The sequence below is a fragment of the Bacillus sp. GB_SG_008 genome (genome assembly GCF_052038115.1).
Taxonomy (GTDB): Bacteria; Bacillota; Bacilli; order Bacillales; family Bacillaceae_G; genus Bacillus_A; species Bacillus_A rhizoplanae.
The window spans coordinates 69205-88586 of sequence record NZ_JBPZSK010000001.1; the positions used below are offsets into that span (position 1 = coordinate 69205).

At 37.5% G+C, this 19382-nt stretch carries 21 protein-coding genes; 17 read left to right on the forward strand and 4 right to left on the reverse strand.

The window, feature by feature from the left end; genetic code table 11:
- Positions 1-26: 26 nt before the first annotated feature.
- Positions 27-515, reverse strand: coding sequence for a cyclic pyranopterin monophosphate synthase MoaC (gene moaC / locus ACTDJC_RS00285; protein WP_098306701.1), 489 nt, complete (start codon positions 513-515; stop codon positions 27-29).
- A gap of 95 nt (positions 516-610) precedes the next feature.
- On the opposite strand from moaC, the gene ACTDJC_RS00290 reads away from it, so the two are divergent.
- The 12 genes from ACTDJC_RS00290 (at position 611) to ACTDJC_RS00345 (ending at position 8739) form a co-directional block, all read left to right on the forward strand.
- Positions 611-1903: a molybdopterin molybdotransferase MoeA gene (locus tag ACTDJC_RS00290; protein WP_440602385.1), complete on the forward strand. Its 1293-nt coding sequence runs from the start codon at positions 611-613 to the stop codon at positions 1901-1903.
- On the forward strand, positions 1870-2385 hold the full coding sequence (gene mobB, locus ACTDJC_RS00295; RefSeq protein ID WP_253630629.1) for a molybdopterin-guanine dinucleotide biosynthesis protein B: 516 nt from the start codon (positions 1870-1872) through the stop codon (positions 2383-2385). Before ACTDJC_RS00290 ends, mobB begins: the two co-directional genes overlap by 34 nt.
- Positions 2382-2852, forward strand: coding sequence for a molybdenum cofactor biosynthesis protein MoaE (locus ACTDJC_RS00300; RefSeq protein WP_440602386.1), 471 nt, complete (start codon positions 2382-2384; stop codon positions 2850-2852). The genes mobB and ACTDJC_RS00300 overlap by 4 nt, the downstream gene beginning before the upstream one ends.
- Positions 2849-3082 carry a molybdopterin converting factor subunit 1 gene (gene moaD, locus ACTDJC_RS00305; protein WP_098306709.1) on the forward strand — a complete coding sequence of 78 codons (234 nt, stop codon included), beginning with the start codon at positions 2849-2851 and terminating at the stop codon, positions 3080-3082. Before ACTDJC_RS00300 ends, moaD begins: the two co-directional genes overlap by 4 nt.
- A 91-nt stretch (positions 3083-3173) precedes the next feature.
- Complete coding sequence (locus ACTDJC_RS00310; RefSeq protein ID WP_440602387.1) at positions 3174-4343, forward strand: nitrate/nitrite transporter; 1170 nt, start codon at positions 3174-3176, stop codon at positions 4341-4343.
- A 240-nt stretch (positions 4344-4583) separates the two neighbouring features.
- Positions 4584-4922, forward strand: coding sequence for a YmaF family protein (locus ACTDJC_RS00315; protein ID WP_098306822.1), 339 nt, complete (start codon positions 4584-4586; stop codon positions 4920-4922).
- Positions 4923-5200: 278 nt separating this feature from the next.
- Positions 5201-6040, forward strand: a complete 840-nt coding sequence (locus ACTDJC_RS00320) for a DUF2935 domain-containing protein (protein WP_253630626.1) — start codon at positions 5201-5203, stop codon at positions 6038-6040.
- Positions 6041-6591: 551 nt separating this feature from the next.
- Positions 6592-7068: a general stress protein gene (locus ACTDJC_RS00325; RefSeq protein WP_440602388.1), complete on the forward strand. Its 477-nt coding sequence runs from the start codon at positions 6592-6594 to the stop codon at positions 7066-7068.
- Between the two features lie 203 nt (positions 7069-7271).
- On the forward strand, positions 7272-7571 hold the full coding sequence (locus ACTDJC_RS00330; protein ID WP_440602389.1) for a YjdJ family protein: 300 nt from the start codon (positions 7272-7274) through the stop codon (positions 7569-7571).
- A gap of 123 nt (positions 7572-7694) precedes the next feature.
- A complete protein-coding gene (locus ACTDJC_RS00335; protein ID WP_440602390.1) occupies positions 7695-8099 on the forward strand; it encodes a VOC family protein in 405 nt (134 codons plus the stop codon).
- 219 nt (positions 8100-8318) lie between these two features.
- On the forward strand, positions 8319-8555 hold the full coding sequence (locus tag ACTDJC_RS00340) for a DUF2553 family protein (RefSeq protein WP_098306719.1): 237 nt from the start codon (positions 8319-8321) through the stop codon (positions 8553-8555).
- A gap of 1 nt (position 8556) precedes the next feature.
- Positions 8557-8739, forward strand: a complete 183-nt coding sequence (locus ACTDJC_RS00345) for a sporulation protein Cse60 (protein WP_020060291.1) — start codon at positions 8557-8559, stop codon at positions 8737-8739.
- A gap of 236 nt (positions 8740-8975) precedes the next feature.
- Here the strand turns inward: ACTDJC_RS00345 and ACTDJC_RS00350 are convergent, their stop codons facing one another.
- Positions 8976-10424, reverse strand: coding sequence for an MDR family MFS transporter (locus ACTDJC_RS00350; protein WP_440602391.1), 1449 nt, complete (start codon positions 10422-10424; stop codon positions 8976-8978).
- A gap of 76 nt (positions 10425-10500) precedes the next feature.
- Positions 10501-11766: an NAD(P)/FAD-dependent oxidoreductase gene (locus ACTDJC_RS00355; protein ID WP_440602392.1), complete on the reverse strand. Its 1266-nt coding sequence runs from the start codon at positions 11764-11766 to the stop codon at positions 10501-10503.
- 150 nt (positions 11767-11916) lie between these two features.
- Between ACTDJC_RS00355 and ACTDJC_RS00360 the strand changes: the two genes are divergently transcribed.
- Positions 11917-13572: a putative polysaccharide biosynthesis protein gene (locus ACTDJC_RS00360; RefSeq protein WP_098306725.1), complete on the forward strand. Its 1656-nt coding sequence runs from the start codon at positions 11917-11919 to the stop codon at positions 13570-13572.
- Between the two features lie 45 nt (positions 13573-13617).
- Positions 13618-14355, forward strand: coding sequence for a pseudouridine synthase (locus ACTDJC_RS00365; protein WP_098306727.1), 738 nt, complete (start codon positions 13618-13620; stop codon positions 14353-14355).
- 91 nt (positions 14356-14446) lie between these two features.
- On the opposite strand, the gene ACTDJC_RS00370 is transcribed toward ACTDJC_RS00365, so the two are convergent.
- Positions 14447-14668 carry a DeoR family transcriptional regulator gene (locus ACTDJC_RS00370; RefSeq protein WP_035436379.1) on the reverse strand — a complete coding sequence of 74 codons (222 nt, stop codon included), beginning with the start codon at positions 14666-14668 and terminating at the stop codon, positions 14447-14449.
- 354 nt (positions 14669-15022) lie between these two features.
- Between ACTDJC_RS00370 and pepV the strand changes: the two genes are divergently transcribed.
- The 3 genes from pepV to pulA all read left to right on the forward strand — a co-directional run bounded on the left by pepV (position 15023) and on the right by pulA (position 19345).
- Complete coding sequence (pepV, locus tag ACTDJC_RS00375; protein WP_098306728.1) at positions 15023-16429, forward strand: dipeptidase PepV; 1407 nt, start codon at positions 15023-15025, stop codon at positions 16427-16429.
- Positions 16430-16581: 152 nt separating this feature from the next.
- The gene (gene thpR, locus ACTDJC_RS00380) at positions 16582-17136 is read left to right on the forward strand and encodes an RNA 2',3'-cyclic phosphodiesterase (protein WP_440602393.1); all 555 of its coding nucleotides are present in this window, start codon (positions 16582-16584) and stop codon (positions 17134-17136) included.
- Between the two features lie 67 nt (positions 17137-17203).
- Entirely contained in the window at positions 17204-19345 is a 2142-nt protein-coding gene (gene pulA / locus ACTDJC_RS00385; RefSeq protein WP_098306732.1) for a type I pullulanase, read from the forward strand.
- Positions 19346-19382: the final 37 nt, after the last annotated feature.

The following is a 19382-nucleotide window of genomic DNA, read 5'->3' on the forward strand; positions in this document are numbered from 1 at the left end:
GCCCCCCTTGGATTCGATGAAGGAGTTTAAGATTGATTTCTTGTATAATCGCCGCTTTTGCCGCCTGTTTTTTCAAGTAAGTATGTTTCACCGATGATCATGCCTTTATCGACAGCTTTGCACATGTCATATACGGTAAGAGCGGTAGCGGAAGCTGCAGTTAAAGCTTCCATTTCAACGCCGGTGCTGCCCTCTGTTTTCACTTTTACTTCAATAAGTAAACGATATTGTTCATCTGCAATATTCCAGTCAAAGGAAATATCAACACCTTTTAGAAGGAGTGGATGACACATCGGAATGATATCAGAAGTACGCTTTGCTGCCATAATACCAGCGATTTGTGCAACCGCTAGGACATCGCCTTTTCCGATTTCATTATGGGTAATTTTATCATAAATTTCTTTCGTCACGATGATGCTAGAACGAGCGATAGCTGTTCGCACGGTAATCTTCTTATCGCTAATATCGACCATTTTGGCACGGCCTTGTTCGTTAAAATGAGTAAATGAAGACATGGAATTCCTCCTTGAAGTAATTGCTATTATGATTAGCATTGTACAACAAAAATTGTAATGAAGATGTGATATTTTGCAAATGTGGGGTGAAAATGATGCTAGAAAAACGAATACCAATTGCAGTTAGCGATGCAGTGGCACATGTGATGAAATATGCAAAACATGGCGACGCAGAGCGAGTACCGCTTACAGAAAGTTATGGACGAATTCTTGGGGAAGACGTAGTAGCGGATCATGATGTTCCTCATTTCGATCGCTCTCCGTACGATGGTTTTGCGATACGTGCAGAAGATACAAAAAAAGCAAGTCAGGAGCAGCCAGTTGAATTTGAAGTCGTTGGAGAAATTGGTGCTGGTTTTGTTTTTACAGAAGAAGTGAAGGCATTTCAAGCGGTGCGGATTATGACAGGTGCAGCGATTCCAACAGGTTGTGACGCGGTTGTCATGCTAGAGCTTACAGAAGGCTTCCAAAAAAACGGGAAGACATATATGAAACTGAAGCGTCCGTTTCAATCAGGCGATAATATTTCATTTAAAGGTGAAGATGTAAAGCAACATGATGTACTTGTGGAAAAGGGAACAGTGATTAATCCAGGAGTGGCAGCGCTTCTTGCAACGTTTGGTTATAGTGAAGTAGCTGTCGCAAAGCGTCCTGTTATTGGAATTGTAACTACGGGAAGTGAATTGCTAGAGGTGCATGAACCGCTTGAACCAGGAAAAATTCGTAACAGTAACTCTTATATGATTGCTGCGCAAATTATGCGAGCGGGCGGCACGGTTCGGTATTATGGACAATTTGCAGATGACTTCGATACTTGCTATGAAATGGTAAAAAAGACAATGGAAGAAGTCGATATTCTCATTACAACAGGCGGTGTGTCAGTTGGAGATTATGATTACTTACCGGCTATTTACGAAAAGCTTGGAGCGCATGTACTGTTCAATAAAGTAGCGATGCGGCCAGGAAGTGTAACGACGGTAGCAGAAGTAAACGGAAAATTATTATTTGGATTATCAGGTAATCCGTCTGCTTGCTATGTTGGATTTGAATTGTTTGTACGTCCTATTGTTCAGACATTTCTACATCGGAAGCAGCCTCATATGTACCGCGGTGATGCCATTTTAACGAAGGGGTTTCCGAAAGCGAATCCATTTACACGTTTTGTTAGAGGGAAAGTAGAAATAGTAAACGGACAACTGCAAGCAGTGCCAGTTGGGCTTGATAAATCAAGTGCTGTGTCTTCACTTGCCGATGCGAATGCTTTTATCGTCTTACCAGGTGGTACGCGCGGTTTTGAAGCAGGTATGACTGTTACTGTCCTTTTATTAGAAGCAGAGCAAGGAAGTGAGTGGCCATGGAAAGAGCCGTTCCAGTCTTACAAGTCGTAGGGTATCAAAATAGCGGAAAAACGACATTGGCAGAGAAGCTGATTAGAGCTTTAACGAATGAGGGCGTGCGAGTAGGGACAATTAAGCATCATGGGCACGGAGGATATCCAGAGTTGCCGCTGCAAAAAGATAGCGAGCGTCATCGCGAAGCGGGAGCAATTGTCAGTGCAGTGGAAGGTGACGGATTATTGTCTTTATCTGCTACGAGCCACTGGTCTTTAGAAAAAATCATTCGTTTGTATACATGTTTTGAAGCAGAAGTTGTTATTGTTGAAGGATATAAAAAAGAACAATACCCGAAAGTAGTTTTACTTAGGTCAGATGAAGATGCCTCTTTATTAGAAAGTGTAGAAAATGTGATCGCTGTCATTACATGGAATGAGGCTCCGGAAACATGGCACGAGAACTATAAAGTTTTTCGTATAACAGAAGAGGCAGAGTATATAAAGTGGCTCGTACAAAGAATGAGGGATGCAAAATGACAAATACGTATTTTGAAGTAGTGGATACACCAATTTCCATTGAAGAAGTAACAAAGAAAGTGATTCGCCGTGAATGCGGTGCTGTGACGACATTCACTGGTACAGTGCGCGAGTTTACGAAAGGACGCCGTACACTTTACTTAGAATATGCTGCATATCATTCGATGGCTGAAAAGATGCTTGCCAAAATTGGTGAGGAAACGAAAGAAAAATGGCCAGGAACACATGTGGCAATTACGCACCGCATCGGCACACTGCAAATTTCTGATATTGCCGTAGTTGTTGCTGTATCGACGCCGCACCGAAAAGCGGCATACGAGGCAAATGAGTACATTATGGAGCGTATTAAACAAATTGTTCCAATTTGGAAGAAAGAGTTTTGGGAAGACGGTGAGAAATGGATTGGCGATCAATTGGAGAAAACATCGTATCCAAAAGGGGAACCAGGAAAGGGGAATGCGGAATGATTACAGTATTATTATTTTCTCATTTACAAGAAGAAGCTGGAACACATCAATTACAAATTGATGTACAAAATCTTGCCGTATCAGAATTAAAGGAACTTGTGACGAAAGACTACAATGTATCCCTTTCACAGCACACAATGGTAGCAATTAATGAAGAATATGCGAATGAAGATGATATCATTCAAGATGGTGATGTTGTCGCATTGATTCCACCGGTAAGTGGAGGCTGATTCTTTCCTGCCTAATCACGCTCTATCGTGATTAGGCAGGAGGGAAGCAATAGAAATTGTGAAATATTGAACAAAATTGGAGGAGAGACTGATGAAAAGTCCGAATTTTCAGTTAGGATTACAAACTTCAAATCTTGTAATGGGCTTTATGGTATGGGTTATTTTATCTTCTTTAATGCCATTTATTAAAGCAGACATTGCGTTAACAGCAGGACAGATTTCTCTTGTCACAGCAGTACCAGTTATTTTAGGATCTATTCTTCGCATTCCAATTGGTTACTGGACAAATCGTTTCGGAGCAAGAAAATTATTCTTTATTAGTTTTATTATTCTATTATTCCCTGTTTTCTATATTAGTAAAGCAACATCGATGCTAGATTTAATTATTGGCGGTTTATTTGCCGGAGTTGGCGGTGCGGTATTCTCTGTTGGGGTAACAGCTCTTCCAAAATATTATCCGAAAGAAAAGCATGGTTTTGTAAACGGAATTTATGGAGTAGGAAATGCAGGAACAGCGGTTACATCGTTTCTTGCACCAGTACTTGCAACTTCATTTGGCTGGAGAACGACTGTACAAATGTACTTAATTTTACTTGCTGCATTTGCACTGCTCAATTTCCTGTTAGGGGATCGTAACGAGAAAAAGGTGAACACACCATTAATGGAACAAATTAAAGGTGTATATAAAAATGAAAAACTTTGGTTCTTATGTATTTTCTATTTCTTAACGTTTGGTTCATTCGTTGCATTTACAGTATATTTACCGAACTTTCTTGTATCTCACTTTGGCTTAGCTAAAGTAGATGCTGGATTACGCACAGCTGGTTTTATCGTGCTAGCAACAATCATGCGTCCAATTGGGGGTTGGCTTGGTGACAAATTTAATCCATTTAAAATTTTAATCTTTGTGTTTATTGGATTAACATTATCAGGCATTATTTTATCCTTTATGCCAAGCATGCACGTATATACATTTGGCTGTTTATTAGTTGCATTTTGCGCTGGTATTGGAAATGGAACGATCTTTAAACTTGTACCAATGTATTTCTCGAAACAAGCTGGTATCGTAAACGGTCTTGTATCGGCACTTGGGGGACTTGGCGGTTTCTTCCCGCCATTAATCTTAACGATATTATTCCAATTTACAGGCCACTATGCAATTGGCTTTATGGCATTATCAGAAGTAGCACTTGCTTGTTTAATTATTACAGTGTGGATGTATAGTCAAGAAAAGTTACTTGCGATGTTACAGCATAGATAGGAAAAGAGGGTGTCTCCTAAGTGGTGATTTTGGAGACACCTTTTTACTTTTTAAGGATGGCTGTTCAGAGATTGCTTGATGAGAAATTTCAATCAGTAGGGGATGAAAAAACTGCACTGATTGAGGTTTCACCTCATAAGGTTACGTAAATAAAGGAGAGAGGAATTATCTTGATAGTATAAGCATATTAGTTTATAGAATTCATCTTTATGCATAAGGGGAATGGGGATAATGAATAGAATGAACAAGGTAGGAAAAAATGATTTTGTTTCTGGATTTGTACCACATCATAACCATGGGTCAGTGGATTATACATCTGTTAATGATGGGCATGTACATCAATGTCTAGATGTAACATCCCCGCCCATTAAGACACAAGAGGGTGGGCATATACATTATACAGAAGGATATGTTTTGTTCGAAGATGGACATACACACTATTACAAGGCGTACTCAGGACCAGCAATTCCAGTTGGAAATGGGATGCATGTTCATTATTACGATTTTTATACGACGGAAGATGATGGGCATAAACATCGTGTTAAGGGCGTAGATCAGCCCGCCCCGGGTGATAAATAAAGTTAATACGAAAACCCCTCTTGCTGTTAAATAGTAGTTTTTTTGTCTTATGTTTGTTTTTAATTATTAAAACGCAAGCGCCTAATAGCAGCTTCAGAACAGAAGAAATCACTTTGGAGTCGTCTGTTTGGTAAATAAATTAGAATTATTATTTATGTTGTGATGAATAGAAAAAAATAAGATTATTTTTATAGCCAGACTGACCTTTTATTGATGGTATTTATATATATCTATTCATAAGAATAGAACTAGCATAGTATTTACTGGAGGGATTGAAAATGAATAGGATACATCCTGATACGGGTGTTACATCTGTAATGTTTGTTGAACGATCATTAAATGAAATTCGTTTTTGGTCTAGAATTATGAAAGAGCATTCTTTATTTCTGCGATTGGGGTTTAGATGTGAGGATACTCAACTAATCCAAGAGGCTAATCAATTTTACCGATTGTTTGAACATATCGAACAAATTGCACATTCCTATACAAATCAAACAGATCCTGAGCAAATAAAAAGATTTAATTCAGAAGTACAACAAGCTGCAACTAATATTTTCGCATTTAAACGAAAAATTCTAGGATTAATTCTCACATGTAAATTGCCAGGGCAAAATAATTTTCCACTGTTAGTTGATCATACAAGTAGGGAAGCTAATTATTTTAGAAATCGTTTAATTGAATTAAATGAAGGTAAATTGGATGCTCTTCCTGATGCTATTATTAAAGAAAATGTTTTCTTTTTAAGGATTATGGCAGACCATGCTAAATTTATTGGTCATCTTCTTGATCCATCGGAAAGAAAGCTTGTAGATATGGCTCGGAATTTCAGCAATGATTTTGATCAATTGATGTATCAAGCAATTGACTTAGAATCTATGAAACCACAATCTCAAACAGTTCCTCTTTTAGATCAATTCCTGGATCAAAATCGTGTGTCAGTCACAGCTCTTCGGGATTTTAAGAAAACGGCACGTGATTTAATTGAGCAATGTAAAATAAAGAGTATCATTCACCCACTATTAGCAGACCATGTTTTCCGTGAAGCTGATAGATTCCTTGAAATAATTGATATGTTTGATGCTCATCTTACAAGCGTTAAATCACAATCTAAGCAATAATAGAGGAGATCTCGGACTTCTATCTTAAAATTATGAGATATCATCATATTGCTATCAATCTAAGAGAATTAAATACCAAAAAAAGAGCTTATATTACTATAAGCTCTTTTTTTATCCCGCATTAACGGGCAGTAAGACCCCCACCTCAAGATTCAGAGAGAAGCAAGGAAGATAGGTGGGGATAACTGCCCGTAAAAGCCCGATTGGTTCAACTAACCGTCAGTGGGGGATGAAGAAAACCCCCACTGACGGAAGTTTCACTTTATCCCGCTATTCGCGAGCAGTAAGATACCCCACTGATGGAAGTTTCATTTTATGAAATTTCAAATCATCGATGTTGGCTTGATGGGTATGATTCAATATCCCATTATAAAATGGGATATTATGTATTTTTATATTGGGGTGGATTTGAAATATAGATTAATCATTTATAAAAAAGTTGTACTGTTTAACCCCTCGGAATATTTTTGTCTAAAGAGATGTTGTGTAGCTTTTAAAATAAGGATTGGGAATTTATAACAAGGTTCGATGGGATAGGGAGGATTTACGGAATGAATAAGAGTTTTAAAAAAAGACTTGTGTATTTATTTACAGGAGAACTCTTCGCAGTGATTACCTTTATTTTTCTGTACTTTTTTTATCCTTTAAACCCTAACGGTAGTTATGCTCTAATATATGTATTCTTTATATTAAATTTCGTCTTACTACAAGGGAGTTTTTACTGGTTTGTAAAGTGGAAACGATTAAAAACAAAAAGACCTCTCCTTCCTAATTTTCACAAGTTACTTAGCATACTAAAAAAAATAAATCTTATACTCATATGTATAGCACCTATTATATTTCTTATTGATATAACTATGATGGAACGGATGTCATTTCCTGTATTTTTACTAACATTATTCATTTATGCATTTGCTATAATTGAGTATATTAACTACTTTCATATTCAATTAACAAATTACAAAAAAGGAAGGGGAAAAAAGGCTTCAATTGCTAAAGAAATTAACAGAATTACAAGTAAAGATTGATCTAACTCTTTTATAAAAATTCCATCTGTATTCAAAACTGTAGAATCCATTTTGTTCGATCTTTTTTTTTGTATTCTTTTTGTTTGGTGTCTAATAATAATTAGTTTCGCCCTTTTTATCAAACTTTTTTACAAAACTACAGGTGCTGTTATTTACATTGTAACAACACTTATCGTCTCAATACATAGAAAGAGGAGAGTTCTGTGAGAATAAGATACATGGTTCAATTCGGAGTAGCTCTTATATTCTTCATCGTTTCAACTATTATCAGTTGGTATGAAGGAAGTAATTTAATCGAGGATTCATTTGACTGGAAGTACTCCGCTAAGTTTACGAATTATTTCAAAGGGCCTGTTTCAGATTCCAATGACATTTTGCAAATCGATTTTTTTATATATGCAGCTAAATTTTACCCTATACCAGTTATCATTATGATTACTAGTTTTGGATATATGTTGCTGTTAAGTGTGTATATTGTTTTGAAAAGAAGGCTGATTTCTTAAAGATTGTTTTATACTCCTATTTTCGTACCTCGTTCTAACTCTAATGGGGGATTTTAAGAAGCATATCGCTATTTTATAGTAGGAGATGTAAGTGCTCTTGAATTCATAGAGGGAGGAATTTATATGAAAAAATGGGTTCAGTTTAGAATAGCAAGACCAACAGACAAACTTGAAGAAGTAATTAAGTTTTACGAAGAAGGATTGGGGTTAAAACGCATAGGCGAGTTTCACAATCATGAAGACTATGATGGGGTAATGTTTGGATTACCTGGTGTAGAATATCATTTAGAATTTACAAGGCATATAAATGGAAGTCCATGTCCTGCTCCAACAAAAGATAACTTACTTGTATTTTATTTTCCTGATAAAAGTAAAATCGAAAAAATACATCATAGACTAAATACAATGGAATATTATGAAGTTGAGCCAGAAAATCCTTATTGGAAAGAAAAAGGAATTACAATAGAAGATCCTGATGGATGGAGAATTGTACTCATGAATACAGAGGGATTGCGCTCTCGCGATTAAAGATGCAAGCTCATTAACGGAGCAGAGATTTTACTAACAATAAAATTTATAAATTTTATTGTTAGTAAAACGGAGAACGATTATTTTGTTCATAGTTTTTAGGTTTACCTCGAGCTTCTTCTTTTCTACTTAGCATATCCCCTTAAATTTCATTCATAAAATAAAAAATCCTTAATACAATAAACCAAATCCGTTCTTTTTCGAAAGGAGGGGTGGGAGATGAGCCGCACAATTAAAATTGATATTACAGACAAGGTAGTGGCGAAATTCAAGACAGATTATTTGGAATTATACTCTAATAAATTTATGATTGGTAAATTTTATGTCTATACTGAAGAGAAGCAGTATGTATTAGAAGATGGTTATTTGTATGAAGATGGTAAGTTTTATCGCATCATTGATACGCGCCGAGATAACAGTTCAGCCGTAGAAGGTTGTGACTTAGGATGGTGTTAATGTGATTCGAGTGAAGATATTTGATGAAAGTCATGAAAAGGATTTAGAAGAGGCTATCAATGTCTTTTTAAAGAAGATGGATGAAGAGCAAATTGTAGATATTAAATACCAAGTGTCGGTTTCAAATAATGATGAAGAGAGTCAAATTTATTGTTTTTCAGCGATGGTTGTATATCGGTCTTAAATAAAAACAACGAAAAAGGATGACGAGAAGTCGTCCTTTTTCGTTGTTTTTTAAATTTATCGGCGCTTTTTCCAATATATCGACCACTGGACACGATATAAAGACCGTTCAACAACACACGACAGGAATAGGTTCTGAAAATAAAGTGAAACTTCCATCAGTGGGGGTCTTACTGCCCGTTAATGCGGGATAAACAAAAAAGGCTAGCGTTTCGCTAGCCTTTCTAATATAAATTTTTACTTATTTGCAGCCTTTTGCTGGGGTACTGTTGCACCCTCTTGGTTTTGTTTTAAGAAGAACCATGCAATAAGTAAACTGATCACAGCTAATATAAACGTGCCGCTAAAGATAATATGAACACTAGAAGCCAAGACTTCTTGCGATCCTGTAGCAGTACTTCCGTGTTCCGAAGTTACTAAGTTTACATTTCCCTCACCTGCACTGTGAATCATTGTATTGAAGATCGTTCCAAATACAGCTGATCCTAGCGTTTGGCTGAATGTATTAATAAATGTATTTAAACCGACCGCTGTTCCACGTTTATTTGCAGGGACAGAAGCTTGAATTGTGACCATATAGATTGGTGTCACAAGTCCCATTCCTAAACCGAACATACCCATTGCGATGTAAATGAGAGCTGGATGCGAGTGAGTAGACAATGTGAACAACAGGAATGTAGAAACGGATAAAATGCTGCCGCCAAGTAAAATAATTTGTTTTGTTTGTAACCGGCCAACTAAGTTACCAGATAGCATGGCCCCAACTGTCCAAAGGACTGGAATTGGCATAAGAATCAAACCGGCTTCTGTTGCATTTTTTCCTAATACGCCTTGGGTCCAAATTGGGAGGTACATCGTAATACTAATAATCATACCACCAGCAATTAACGTTAATGCGTTAACAATAGATACAGCCCGATTTGAGAAAAGATCTAATGGAATTAGTGGTTCTGGTGATTTTTTTTCTACGAGTAAGAAAATGATAAATGCGACAATCGCAAATAGCAGCAGGCCAATAATTGTGATATCTCCCCAATTTTGATGCTGACTTCCTGTTAATAGTGCATAAAGTAAAGCAATTGTACTAAGTGAGAAAATAACAGCACCTGGATAATCGATATGATGTTTTGCTGGCGTGATGGATTCTTTATAAGAAATGGCGATCATCGTACAAGCAATGATTCCAAATGGAATGTTTATGAAAAAGATATAACGCCAAGATAGTGAATCTACTAAAAAACCGCCAACTAACGGTCCAATAACACCGGATACACCCCAAACAGCACTCATCCATCCTTGTGCTTTTGCTCTATCTTTTGCCTCGCTGTATAAGTCGCCAATAATTGTCATTGTAATTGGCATGACAGCTCCTGCACCTAACCCTTGCAGAGCACGGAAAAGAATTAATTGTTCCATTGTCGTTGCAAGGCCACATAATGTAGAGCCGATTAAAAAGATGGTTGCACCAATTAATAGTACTTTTTTACGCCCAAATAAGTCTGCTAGCTTTCCGTAGATCGGAGTTGATACAGCGGTTGCTAACATATAAATCGCATATACCCAACTTACAAGTTCTACGCCTGACAGTTCGCTTGTAATGCGAGGCACTGCTGTGCTAACAATCGTTCCTTCAACAGCGGAGAGAAACGTCATTAACATTAAAGATATCATTACTTTTTTTCTCATCTGTTTTCCCCTTTGTTTCTTTATACTGATATATCGGTGATTTTACAAAAAGGAGACCTAGGCTCCTTTTTTACTATTACATGGTAGCATTTTGCCCCGCAGTCATTCCAGCAATTCGGCCTGTAACAAGTGCAGAAGTAATATTATATCCGCCTGTATAGCCGTGAATATCAAGAACTTCGCCGCAGAAATATAAGCCGTTCATGAGTTTTGATGACATTTCTTTCGGATTAATTTCTTTGACAGACACACCGCCGCCTGTTACAAATGCTTTTTCAAGAGACTGCGTTCCATTTACGGTAAAGGAAAATCCTTTGAAGTCTGCAGCAAGAGCCCGGATTTTTTCATGAGAAATTTGTCCACATTGCTGACTGCCGTCAATTTCATTTTTTTCTAATAGGAATAAGAAATAACGTTCAGGTACATAACCTTTCAGTACATTTTTTAATCCCTTTTTCGGCTCTTCTTTTATTTGCTTCATCATGCGCTGGAAGAGTTGTTCACTATGTTCATCTGGCAATGCATCAATGCTCATTTGTACTGTGTTTGTTTTGAACTTTTTCATCGTTTTCACAACAAACTGACTGCAGCGAAGGGCAGCGGGACCAGAAACGCCAAAATGAGTAAAGAGCATGTCCATTTTATGAGAGATAACAGCTTTTCCTTTTGGATTTAATACGCTTAGTTCTACATCGCGAAGTGCTAAGCCTTGTAATGTACGGTCACGAATAAATGGTTCGTTAGAAAGGATCGGTACTTCAGTTGGGAATAGTTCTGTAATTGTATGTCCTGCTTTTTCAGCCCAAGCATAGCCATCACCAGTTGAGCCGGTATGCGGTACAGATTTACCGCCAACAGCGATTACAACATGATTTGTTTCAAGAACTTCTCCGTTTTGTAGAATAACCGCTTTTGTTTGTCCATTTTCATACTCTACTGTTTTAACAGGAAGATTGGTACGAATCGTAACGCGCAGTTCCTTTAAGCGTGTTAACAAAGCATCGACTACTGACTGTGCTTTATTGGATACTGGGAACATGCGGCCGTGATCTTCCTCTTTTAATTTCACACCAAGATTTTCGAAAAACTGAATAATATCTTCATTATTAAAAATAGAAAAGGCGCTATATAAGAAACGACCATTTCCAGGAATATGTTTTACAATTTCATCAAGCGGGAGACGGTTTGTCACGTTGCAGCGTCCGCCGCCAGAAATCGCAAGCTTTCTTCCTAATTTATCGCCTTTATCAAGAAGTAAGACACGTGCACCTTCTTCCGCAGCTCCGATTGCTGCCATTAATCCAGAAGGGCCTCCTCCGATGACAATTACATCATAATGCATATAAATCGACCTCATTTTCTTATTTTGCTGCATTCAAGAATATCACGTTTTTGTAGAAAAGAAAAATGAGGGAAGGTACTGTTTACATGAGAAATTGTGGTACAATACAAAAGTTGAGTTCAGCGTTTTGAATAATGGAGGAGGATTTTTATGTCCGATTCAAAATTTTTACGCGGAACGCTTATTGTGACGCTTGGGACATTTTTAGTAAAGTTCCTCGGTATGATTTATGTCTTTCCGTTTCATGCGTTAGTTGGCACAGAAGGCGGGACGCTGTATACATATGGATATATTCCATATACAATCTTTTTAAGTATCGCAACGGCAGGAGTGCCGCTTGCAGTTTCAAAGTTTGTTTCGAAGTATAATGCGCTTGGAGATTATAAAACGAGCCGAAGAATGTTTCGCTCAGGTATGATCATGATGATCGTGAGTGGAATTCTTTCCTTTTTAGTATTGTATATGTCAGCGCCATTATTTGCTGAGGCAATGCTAGGGAAACAGAGTTTACATAGCAGCTTAGAAGATGTAACAATGATTATTCGCCTGGTCAGCTTTGCGCTTATTGTTGTACCAGCAGCGAGTTTAATTCGCGGCTACTTCCAAGGTCACCAATCAATGGGACCTACAACAGTGTCGCAAATTATTGAACAAATTATTCGTATCGTATTTTTACTTGCAGGTAGTTTTATCGTAATAAAAGTATTGAAGGGTTCTGTCGCAACAGCAGTTGGTGTGGCGACATTTGCAGCGTTTGTTTCCGCAGTTGGAGCGCTAGCTGTGCTCATTTGGTATTGGATGAAGAGAAAGCATCATTTAAATCAATACATCATCAATCAAACTGTACCAGAATCAACAGTTCGTACATTTGACCTATTTAAAGAGCTGTTTGCTTATGCGATTCCTTATGTTGTAGTTGGATTAACGATTCCGCTTTATCAGCAAATTGACGCGCTAACATTTAACTCGATTATGCAAGCAATTGGACAAGGCGATATTGCAGAGCGTGCTCTTGGTATTTTTACGATGTGGACACATAAGTTAATTATGATTCCAGTATCGCTTGCAACGGCGTTCAGTTTAACGCTTGTACCAGCGATTACAAAGTCGTTTACAGAAGGGCAGTTCCGTTATTTAAACCAGCAAATTACACAAACGTTTCAAGTGAATATGTTTTTAACATTGCCAGCTGTAATTGGAATTTCAGCTTTAGCTTATCCAATTTATACAGCATTTTACGAAGCTGATCCACTTGGCGGAAAAGTATTAATGTGGTATGCACCAGTCGCATTATTATTTGCACTATTTACAGTAACAGCAGCCATTTTACAAGGGATAAATCAACAAAAGTATGCAATCATTGCACTTGGAATGGGGATTATTTTAAAATTCTTATGTAACGTGCTATTCATTCGTTATTTTGGAACAATTGGTGCGGTCGTAGCAACAGGTGTAGGGTTCTTCGCATCCATTTGGTATACAAATAAACAAATTCGAAAACATGCCCATTTCTCATTTGAACTTGTATATAAACGAACGTTCCAAATTGCAATGTTAACAGCAGCGATGGTGATTGTTGTAAAGCTATTATTATGGATCCTTTCCTTTATGCTTCCATATGAGACAAGCCGTTTTGCGGCATTGGTTACAGTAGGTATTTGCGCAATGGGAGGAGCGGCTGTATATGGCTATTTAGCACTTCGTACAGGCGTAATAGAACGAGTACTTGGCGGTGAATTTTTAGAGAAGATTCAGCGTAAACTTGGTAGTAGATTGAAAATTAAAGTGAAAACTAAAGGGGCGTAATCGTACGCCTCTCTTTTTCTGAGTATAAAAAGAAGGTGTGAAACGATGAGATTAGATAAATTATTAGCAAATATGGGCTATGGTAGCCGTAAAGAAGTGAAGAAGCTATTAAAAGACGGCATCGTAAAAATAGATGGCGTACCGGTGAAAGATGCAAAATATCATGTGAATGTGGAAGAACAAGAGGTTATGATTCACGGAGAAGTAGTGGAGTATAAAGAATTTGTGTATTTAATGATGCATAAACCTCAAGGCGTCATTTCTGCAACAGAAGATGATAATCATGAAACGGTTGTTGACTTATTAGAACTAGAAGATGCTATTTTTGATCCATTTCCAGTAGGAAGACTTGATATTGATACAGAAGGTTTTCTTTTATTAACGAATGACGGAAAGCTAGCGCATCAATTACTTTCTCCGAAAAAGCACGTGCCGAAAAAATATTTTGCGAGAGTAGCTGGGAAAGTTACAGAAGAGGATATTGCTGCGTTCAAAAAAGGTGTTATTTTAGATGACGGATATGAAACGAAGCCAGGAGAGCTTACGATTTTACAAAGCGATGATGTGTCTGAAATTGAACTTGTCATTACAGAAGGTAAGTTTCATCAAGTAAAGCGCATGTTTGAAGCAGTTGGAAAAAAGGTTGTGTATTTAAAACGTACAGAGATGGGGCCTTTAGTATTAGATGAGGAATTAGAACTTGGGCAATATCGTGAGTTAACAGATGAAGAAGTAGAAATGCTGAAGTCATATCATTCTCAAACAGAGGGTTTAGATAATTAATATATTACCCTGAGACCGATTCCGAAAACGAAAAAGAATCCCCTTTCTCTGTATAGAAAGGGGATATATATTGTAAATCAAGTTAAATTTGTCACGAGGTCATTCTCACTTTCTTTCCTGTTGTTGTCCACTTGCCGCGGCAAGGGCTATACACGAGTTCATTAAATTGCAACACATTCAGATCGCGCTGTATCGTTCGCGGTGTGATCCCGAACTCATCTACAAGGTCTTGCGTCGTTACGGTGCCTTTCTCATTAATGTACATATAGATAGATTTAATGCGTGTTAGCATACGAGTAGTTGTAGGTTTTATCAAAAAACCACTCCTCTACAAGTTTTTTGACCCATTCAGGAAAGAAGGTCTTTACTTCCATTGTACTCCATATGAAAAAAATCATGCTCTAACTTGCTCAAATTTTACAAAATTTTAACATGTAATAGAGTTTGTAGAAAGAAAGTTGTTGACATTTTGTTTCTCTTTATCAACTATCTTACTAAATTTCTACGGAAAACGTCAAATTCCTGCAAAAAATTTTGAGAAAAATAAGAAAAAACCAATTTTAATTATCTGAAATATTTAAATTGTTCGGTATTAATCCTTTCCTTGCTAGCATAATAAGAAATCGTTTGCTATGATAAAAGAGAGAATAGAGAAGAAGGTGAAGGTATGACAAACATAAATTGGATGCAAGAAGTAGAGAAACGAAAAGATACTCTTATTCACGATGTACAGCAATTTTTACAAATTAAAAGTGTATGGGAAGAAGAGACGGCAAAAGAAGGCGCACCATTTGGAGAGGGTGTAGCAAAGGCATTATCTTTCATGCTAGATAAGGGAGAAGCTGACGGATTTCTTTCTAAAAATTTAGAAGGATACGCAGGTCATTTAGAGATGGGACAAGGAGAAGAACTTCTTGGTATTTTATGTCATGTTGATGTTGTACCAGAAGGAGACGGCTGGACAACTCCTGCATATAGTGCGGATATTCGCGATGGTAAAATTTTTGCACGCGGTGCAATTGATGATAAAGGGCCAACAATGGCAGCTTACTATGCAATGAAAATTGTAAAAGAATTAGGATTGCCGCTTTCTAAACGTGTTCGAATGATTTTAGGAACAGATGAAGAAAGTAATTGGAAATGCGTGGATCATTACTTCAAACATGAAGAAATGCCAACGATGGGATTTGCACCGGATGCAGATTTCCCGATTATTAATGCTGAAAAAGGGATTTGCGATTTATATGTTGTTCAAAATAAAAAAGAACACGCAGCAGGAGAGAATGTATTAGTATCATTTTCATCTGGACGTCGTTTAAATATGGTTCCTGATTTTGCAGAAGCTGTTGTAACGAGCGAAAAAGCAGCAGAACTTGCAAGTCAGTATGAACAATATGTAGAAGAAGCAAAGAAAAACGGAAAAGCAATTGTGGAAGGAAATACAGTTAAATTGCAAGTAAAAGGCATTTCTGCACACGGCTCTACGCCTGAACAAGGAGAAAATGCAGGATTAACACTTGTGAACTTCTTAACGACAATCTCTTTAGATGAGCAAGGCGCAGCATTTGCTAGCCTAGCGGCAGAAACATTCACAAATGATACGCTTGGGAAAAAAGCTGGCATTGCTTATGCAGATGAGATTACCGGACCATTAACAGTAAACGTTGGTCTTCTTTCTTATACGAAAGAAGAGGGCGGTAAACTGGGATTAAATATTCGTTATCCAGTTACAACAAACTTAGAAGGAACGCTGCAAACATTAACGAATTATGTGGGTGCACAGGACTTTGCTATAACAATTGTGTCAGACTCTCGTCCGCATCACGTAGATAAAAATCATGTGTTAATTCGTACACTTCAGCGTGTATACGAAGAGCAAACAGGCGAAAAAGCAGAGTTATTAGCAATCGGCGGCGGTACATATGCACGTTCATTGGAAGCTGGTGTTGCGTTTGGTCCTCTATTCCCAGGAAAAGAAGAATTAGCGCATCAAAAAGATGAGTATATTGAAATTGAGGATTTATTAAAAGCGACAGCTATCTATGCGCATGCTATTTATGAATTAGCGAAATAGTAGCAGCAATACATGAACCGCTCTCTACAAGGAGAGCGGCTTCTTTTGTATGTATGGAGAATAAGAAGACGTTTCACACTAATAATAGTGAAAAGTCCTGCTTGGATGTATTTTGTTAGACAGTTTAATGCCGGGAAAAGGAGATAGAGAAGATGGCGAGACATTATTTTATTGCAGTGAAATTACCAAATGAGATAAAGAACGCGTTGGCAGAGTGGAAAGAAACGATAGAAGAAGCCGCCCTGTTTCGTTCTTGGGTGCATAAAGAGGACTATCATATTACACTGTCGTTTTTAGGAAGTGCTGAGGAAACGCAGCTTGAAAAACTGAAACAAGACTTGCAGCAGCTAGCTAAAATTTCACGTTTTTCACTTACATTGCAAGGATGTCATACATTTGGAAGAAAAGAACAGCCGCGTGTTTTTTGGGTGGGAGTGGAAGAAGAAAGGGCTTTGTTTGACTTACAAAAACAAGTATATACAATATGTGAACAGAATGGTTTTCAATTAGAAACACGCCCGTATCACCCTCACATTACGATAGCTCGTAAATGGAAAGGTGAAGAAAAATTTGATGAGAAGCAGCTTTCAGTAGTACCGCGGCGTACATTTGAAGTCGAAACAGTAACCTTATATGAAACTCATGTAGACCAGGTACCGAAGTATGAGGTAATCCATGAAATATCTTTACAGAAGACACAAGCTTGAAAACGTTTTCCGATTTTTTGAATATACTATAGAAAATGGAATGTCTCTTGGGAGGATGTGAGTACATATGTTAAACATACAGCGTACGTTTGAAGCATATTTAGATGAAATGGATAAAATCACAATTTTACTTCCGCATGCGTACGGAACGAGTAGCATCTTCCATTTAAAACAAGATGCAAATGAATGGGAGCTCTCAATCGAACGTATCATCTCTCTTCCACATGCAATAAAATATGAATGTAAAGTGAGTGAACCAATTACACTGAATCAGTGTTATATCATATGTGATGAGCGCGGCGTAGAAACAGATTTGCAGATGGGTGCTGTCATTCGAACAGCGAAGTTTGATGAGTTATATATGTACGAGGGAAGCGATTTAGGAGCTTCTTATTCAAAGGAACAAACTAAGTTTAAAGTGTGGGCACCAACAGCCACTAAAGCAAAAGTTCGTATTTATGAAAGCGCCGATGTATATACAGATTATGAAATGAATGGACAAGAAAAAGGCGTTTGGTGCTATGAGTTGTCGGGAGACTGGGATGGTGCTCAATATACATTTCTTGTCTGTATTAATCTTATTTGGCGAGAAGCAGTTGATCCATATGCAAAATCAGTTTCTTTAAACGGCACATATGGAATCGTCGTAAATCTTGCGAAAACGTATGTACAAGACCATGAACCGTTACCGCCAATGACTTCTATGACGGATGCCATTATTTATGAGACACACATTCGTGATATGACGATTCATCCTAATAGCGGTGCGAGTAATAAAGGAAAGTACCTCGGTTTAACGGAAGAAGGAACAGTAGGAAAAGATGGGACGTTCACAGCTCTTTCTTATATAAAGGAATTAGGAGTTACACATATCGAACTATTGCCCATTCATCATTATGCTGGAGTAGATGAGGAGCAGCCGTTCACAACGTATAACTGGGGATATAATCCGTTATATTACAACGTTCCAAATGGCAGTTATGCAACAAATCCGATTGATCCGTACAATCGAATTGTTGAATGTAAACAAATGATTCAAGCACTTCATCGAAATGGTCTACGCGTTATTATAGATGTTGTTTATAATCATATATACGAAAGAGAAACATCTTCTTTTGAGAGGCTTGTACCAGGATATTACTTTCGGCACGATGAAAATGGGATGCCATCAAATGGGACGGGTGTTGGAAATGATATTGCATCAGAGCGTAATATGGTCCGTAAATTTATTGTCGATTCGGTATTATATTGGTTAACAGAATACAATGTGGACGGATTTCGTTTCGACTTAATGGGTATTTTAGATGTTGATACAATGAACGAAATTCGTGAAAAAACAAATACAGTGAAAGAACATGTAGTATTACTAGGTGAAGGATGGGATTTGCAAACACCGCTTGCTGCTAATAAGAAAGCAACGTTACAAAATGCAATCCAAATACCATATATTGCTCAGTTTAATGATCAATTTCGAGATGGAATCAAGGGAAGTACATTTGATGTCCAAAAAAGCGGCTACGCTCTTGGTGAAACAACAAATAAAGAGCATATCCAATATTTACTTACAGGAAGTGTTCCTTATTTAAAGTCGTCTAGTTTATTTCAAGAGCCTGTGCAAAGCATTAATTATGTAGAATGTCACGATAACATGACAATGTGGGATAAGATTGCAAGCAACAGTAAAGAAGAGGAACAATTGCAAAAACGTCGTCACCGCCTCGCAACGACAATGACATTATTAGCACAAGGTATTCCGTTCTTACATGCTGGTCAAGAATTTTACCGTACAAAACAAGGAAATGAAAATAGTTATAATGCCCCGGATTGCATCAATCAGATGGACTGGGATCAAAAAGAGCGAGAAGAAGAAAATATTTCCTATATAAAAGGAATGATTCGTATTCGAAAATCACACGGAGCATTTCGTTTTGCGTCGTCTGAGTTGATTAAGCGGTATATGTCCTTCTTAAATACGGTTCCTTCTGTTATCGCGTATTACTTACAGGATGTACAGCAGTTTGGGAAGTGGAAAGAAATTGTTGTGTTCTTTCATAACGGAATAGAAGAGCAAACTGTTTCATTGCCAAATAGCGGTGTATGGCATGTACTTGCGAACGATAAAAATGCAGCAGAGAGTCCAATTTCTTCATTTGATGGAGATACATTTGTTATTGCACCGATTAGTACCTATATATTGGCGAAAATGTGACGAATCGACCCTTGACGATGCGAATATAATAAATGTA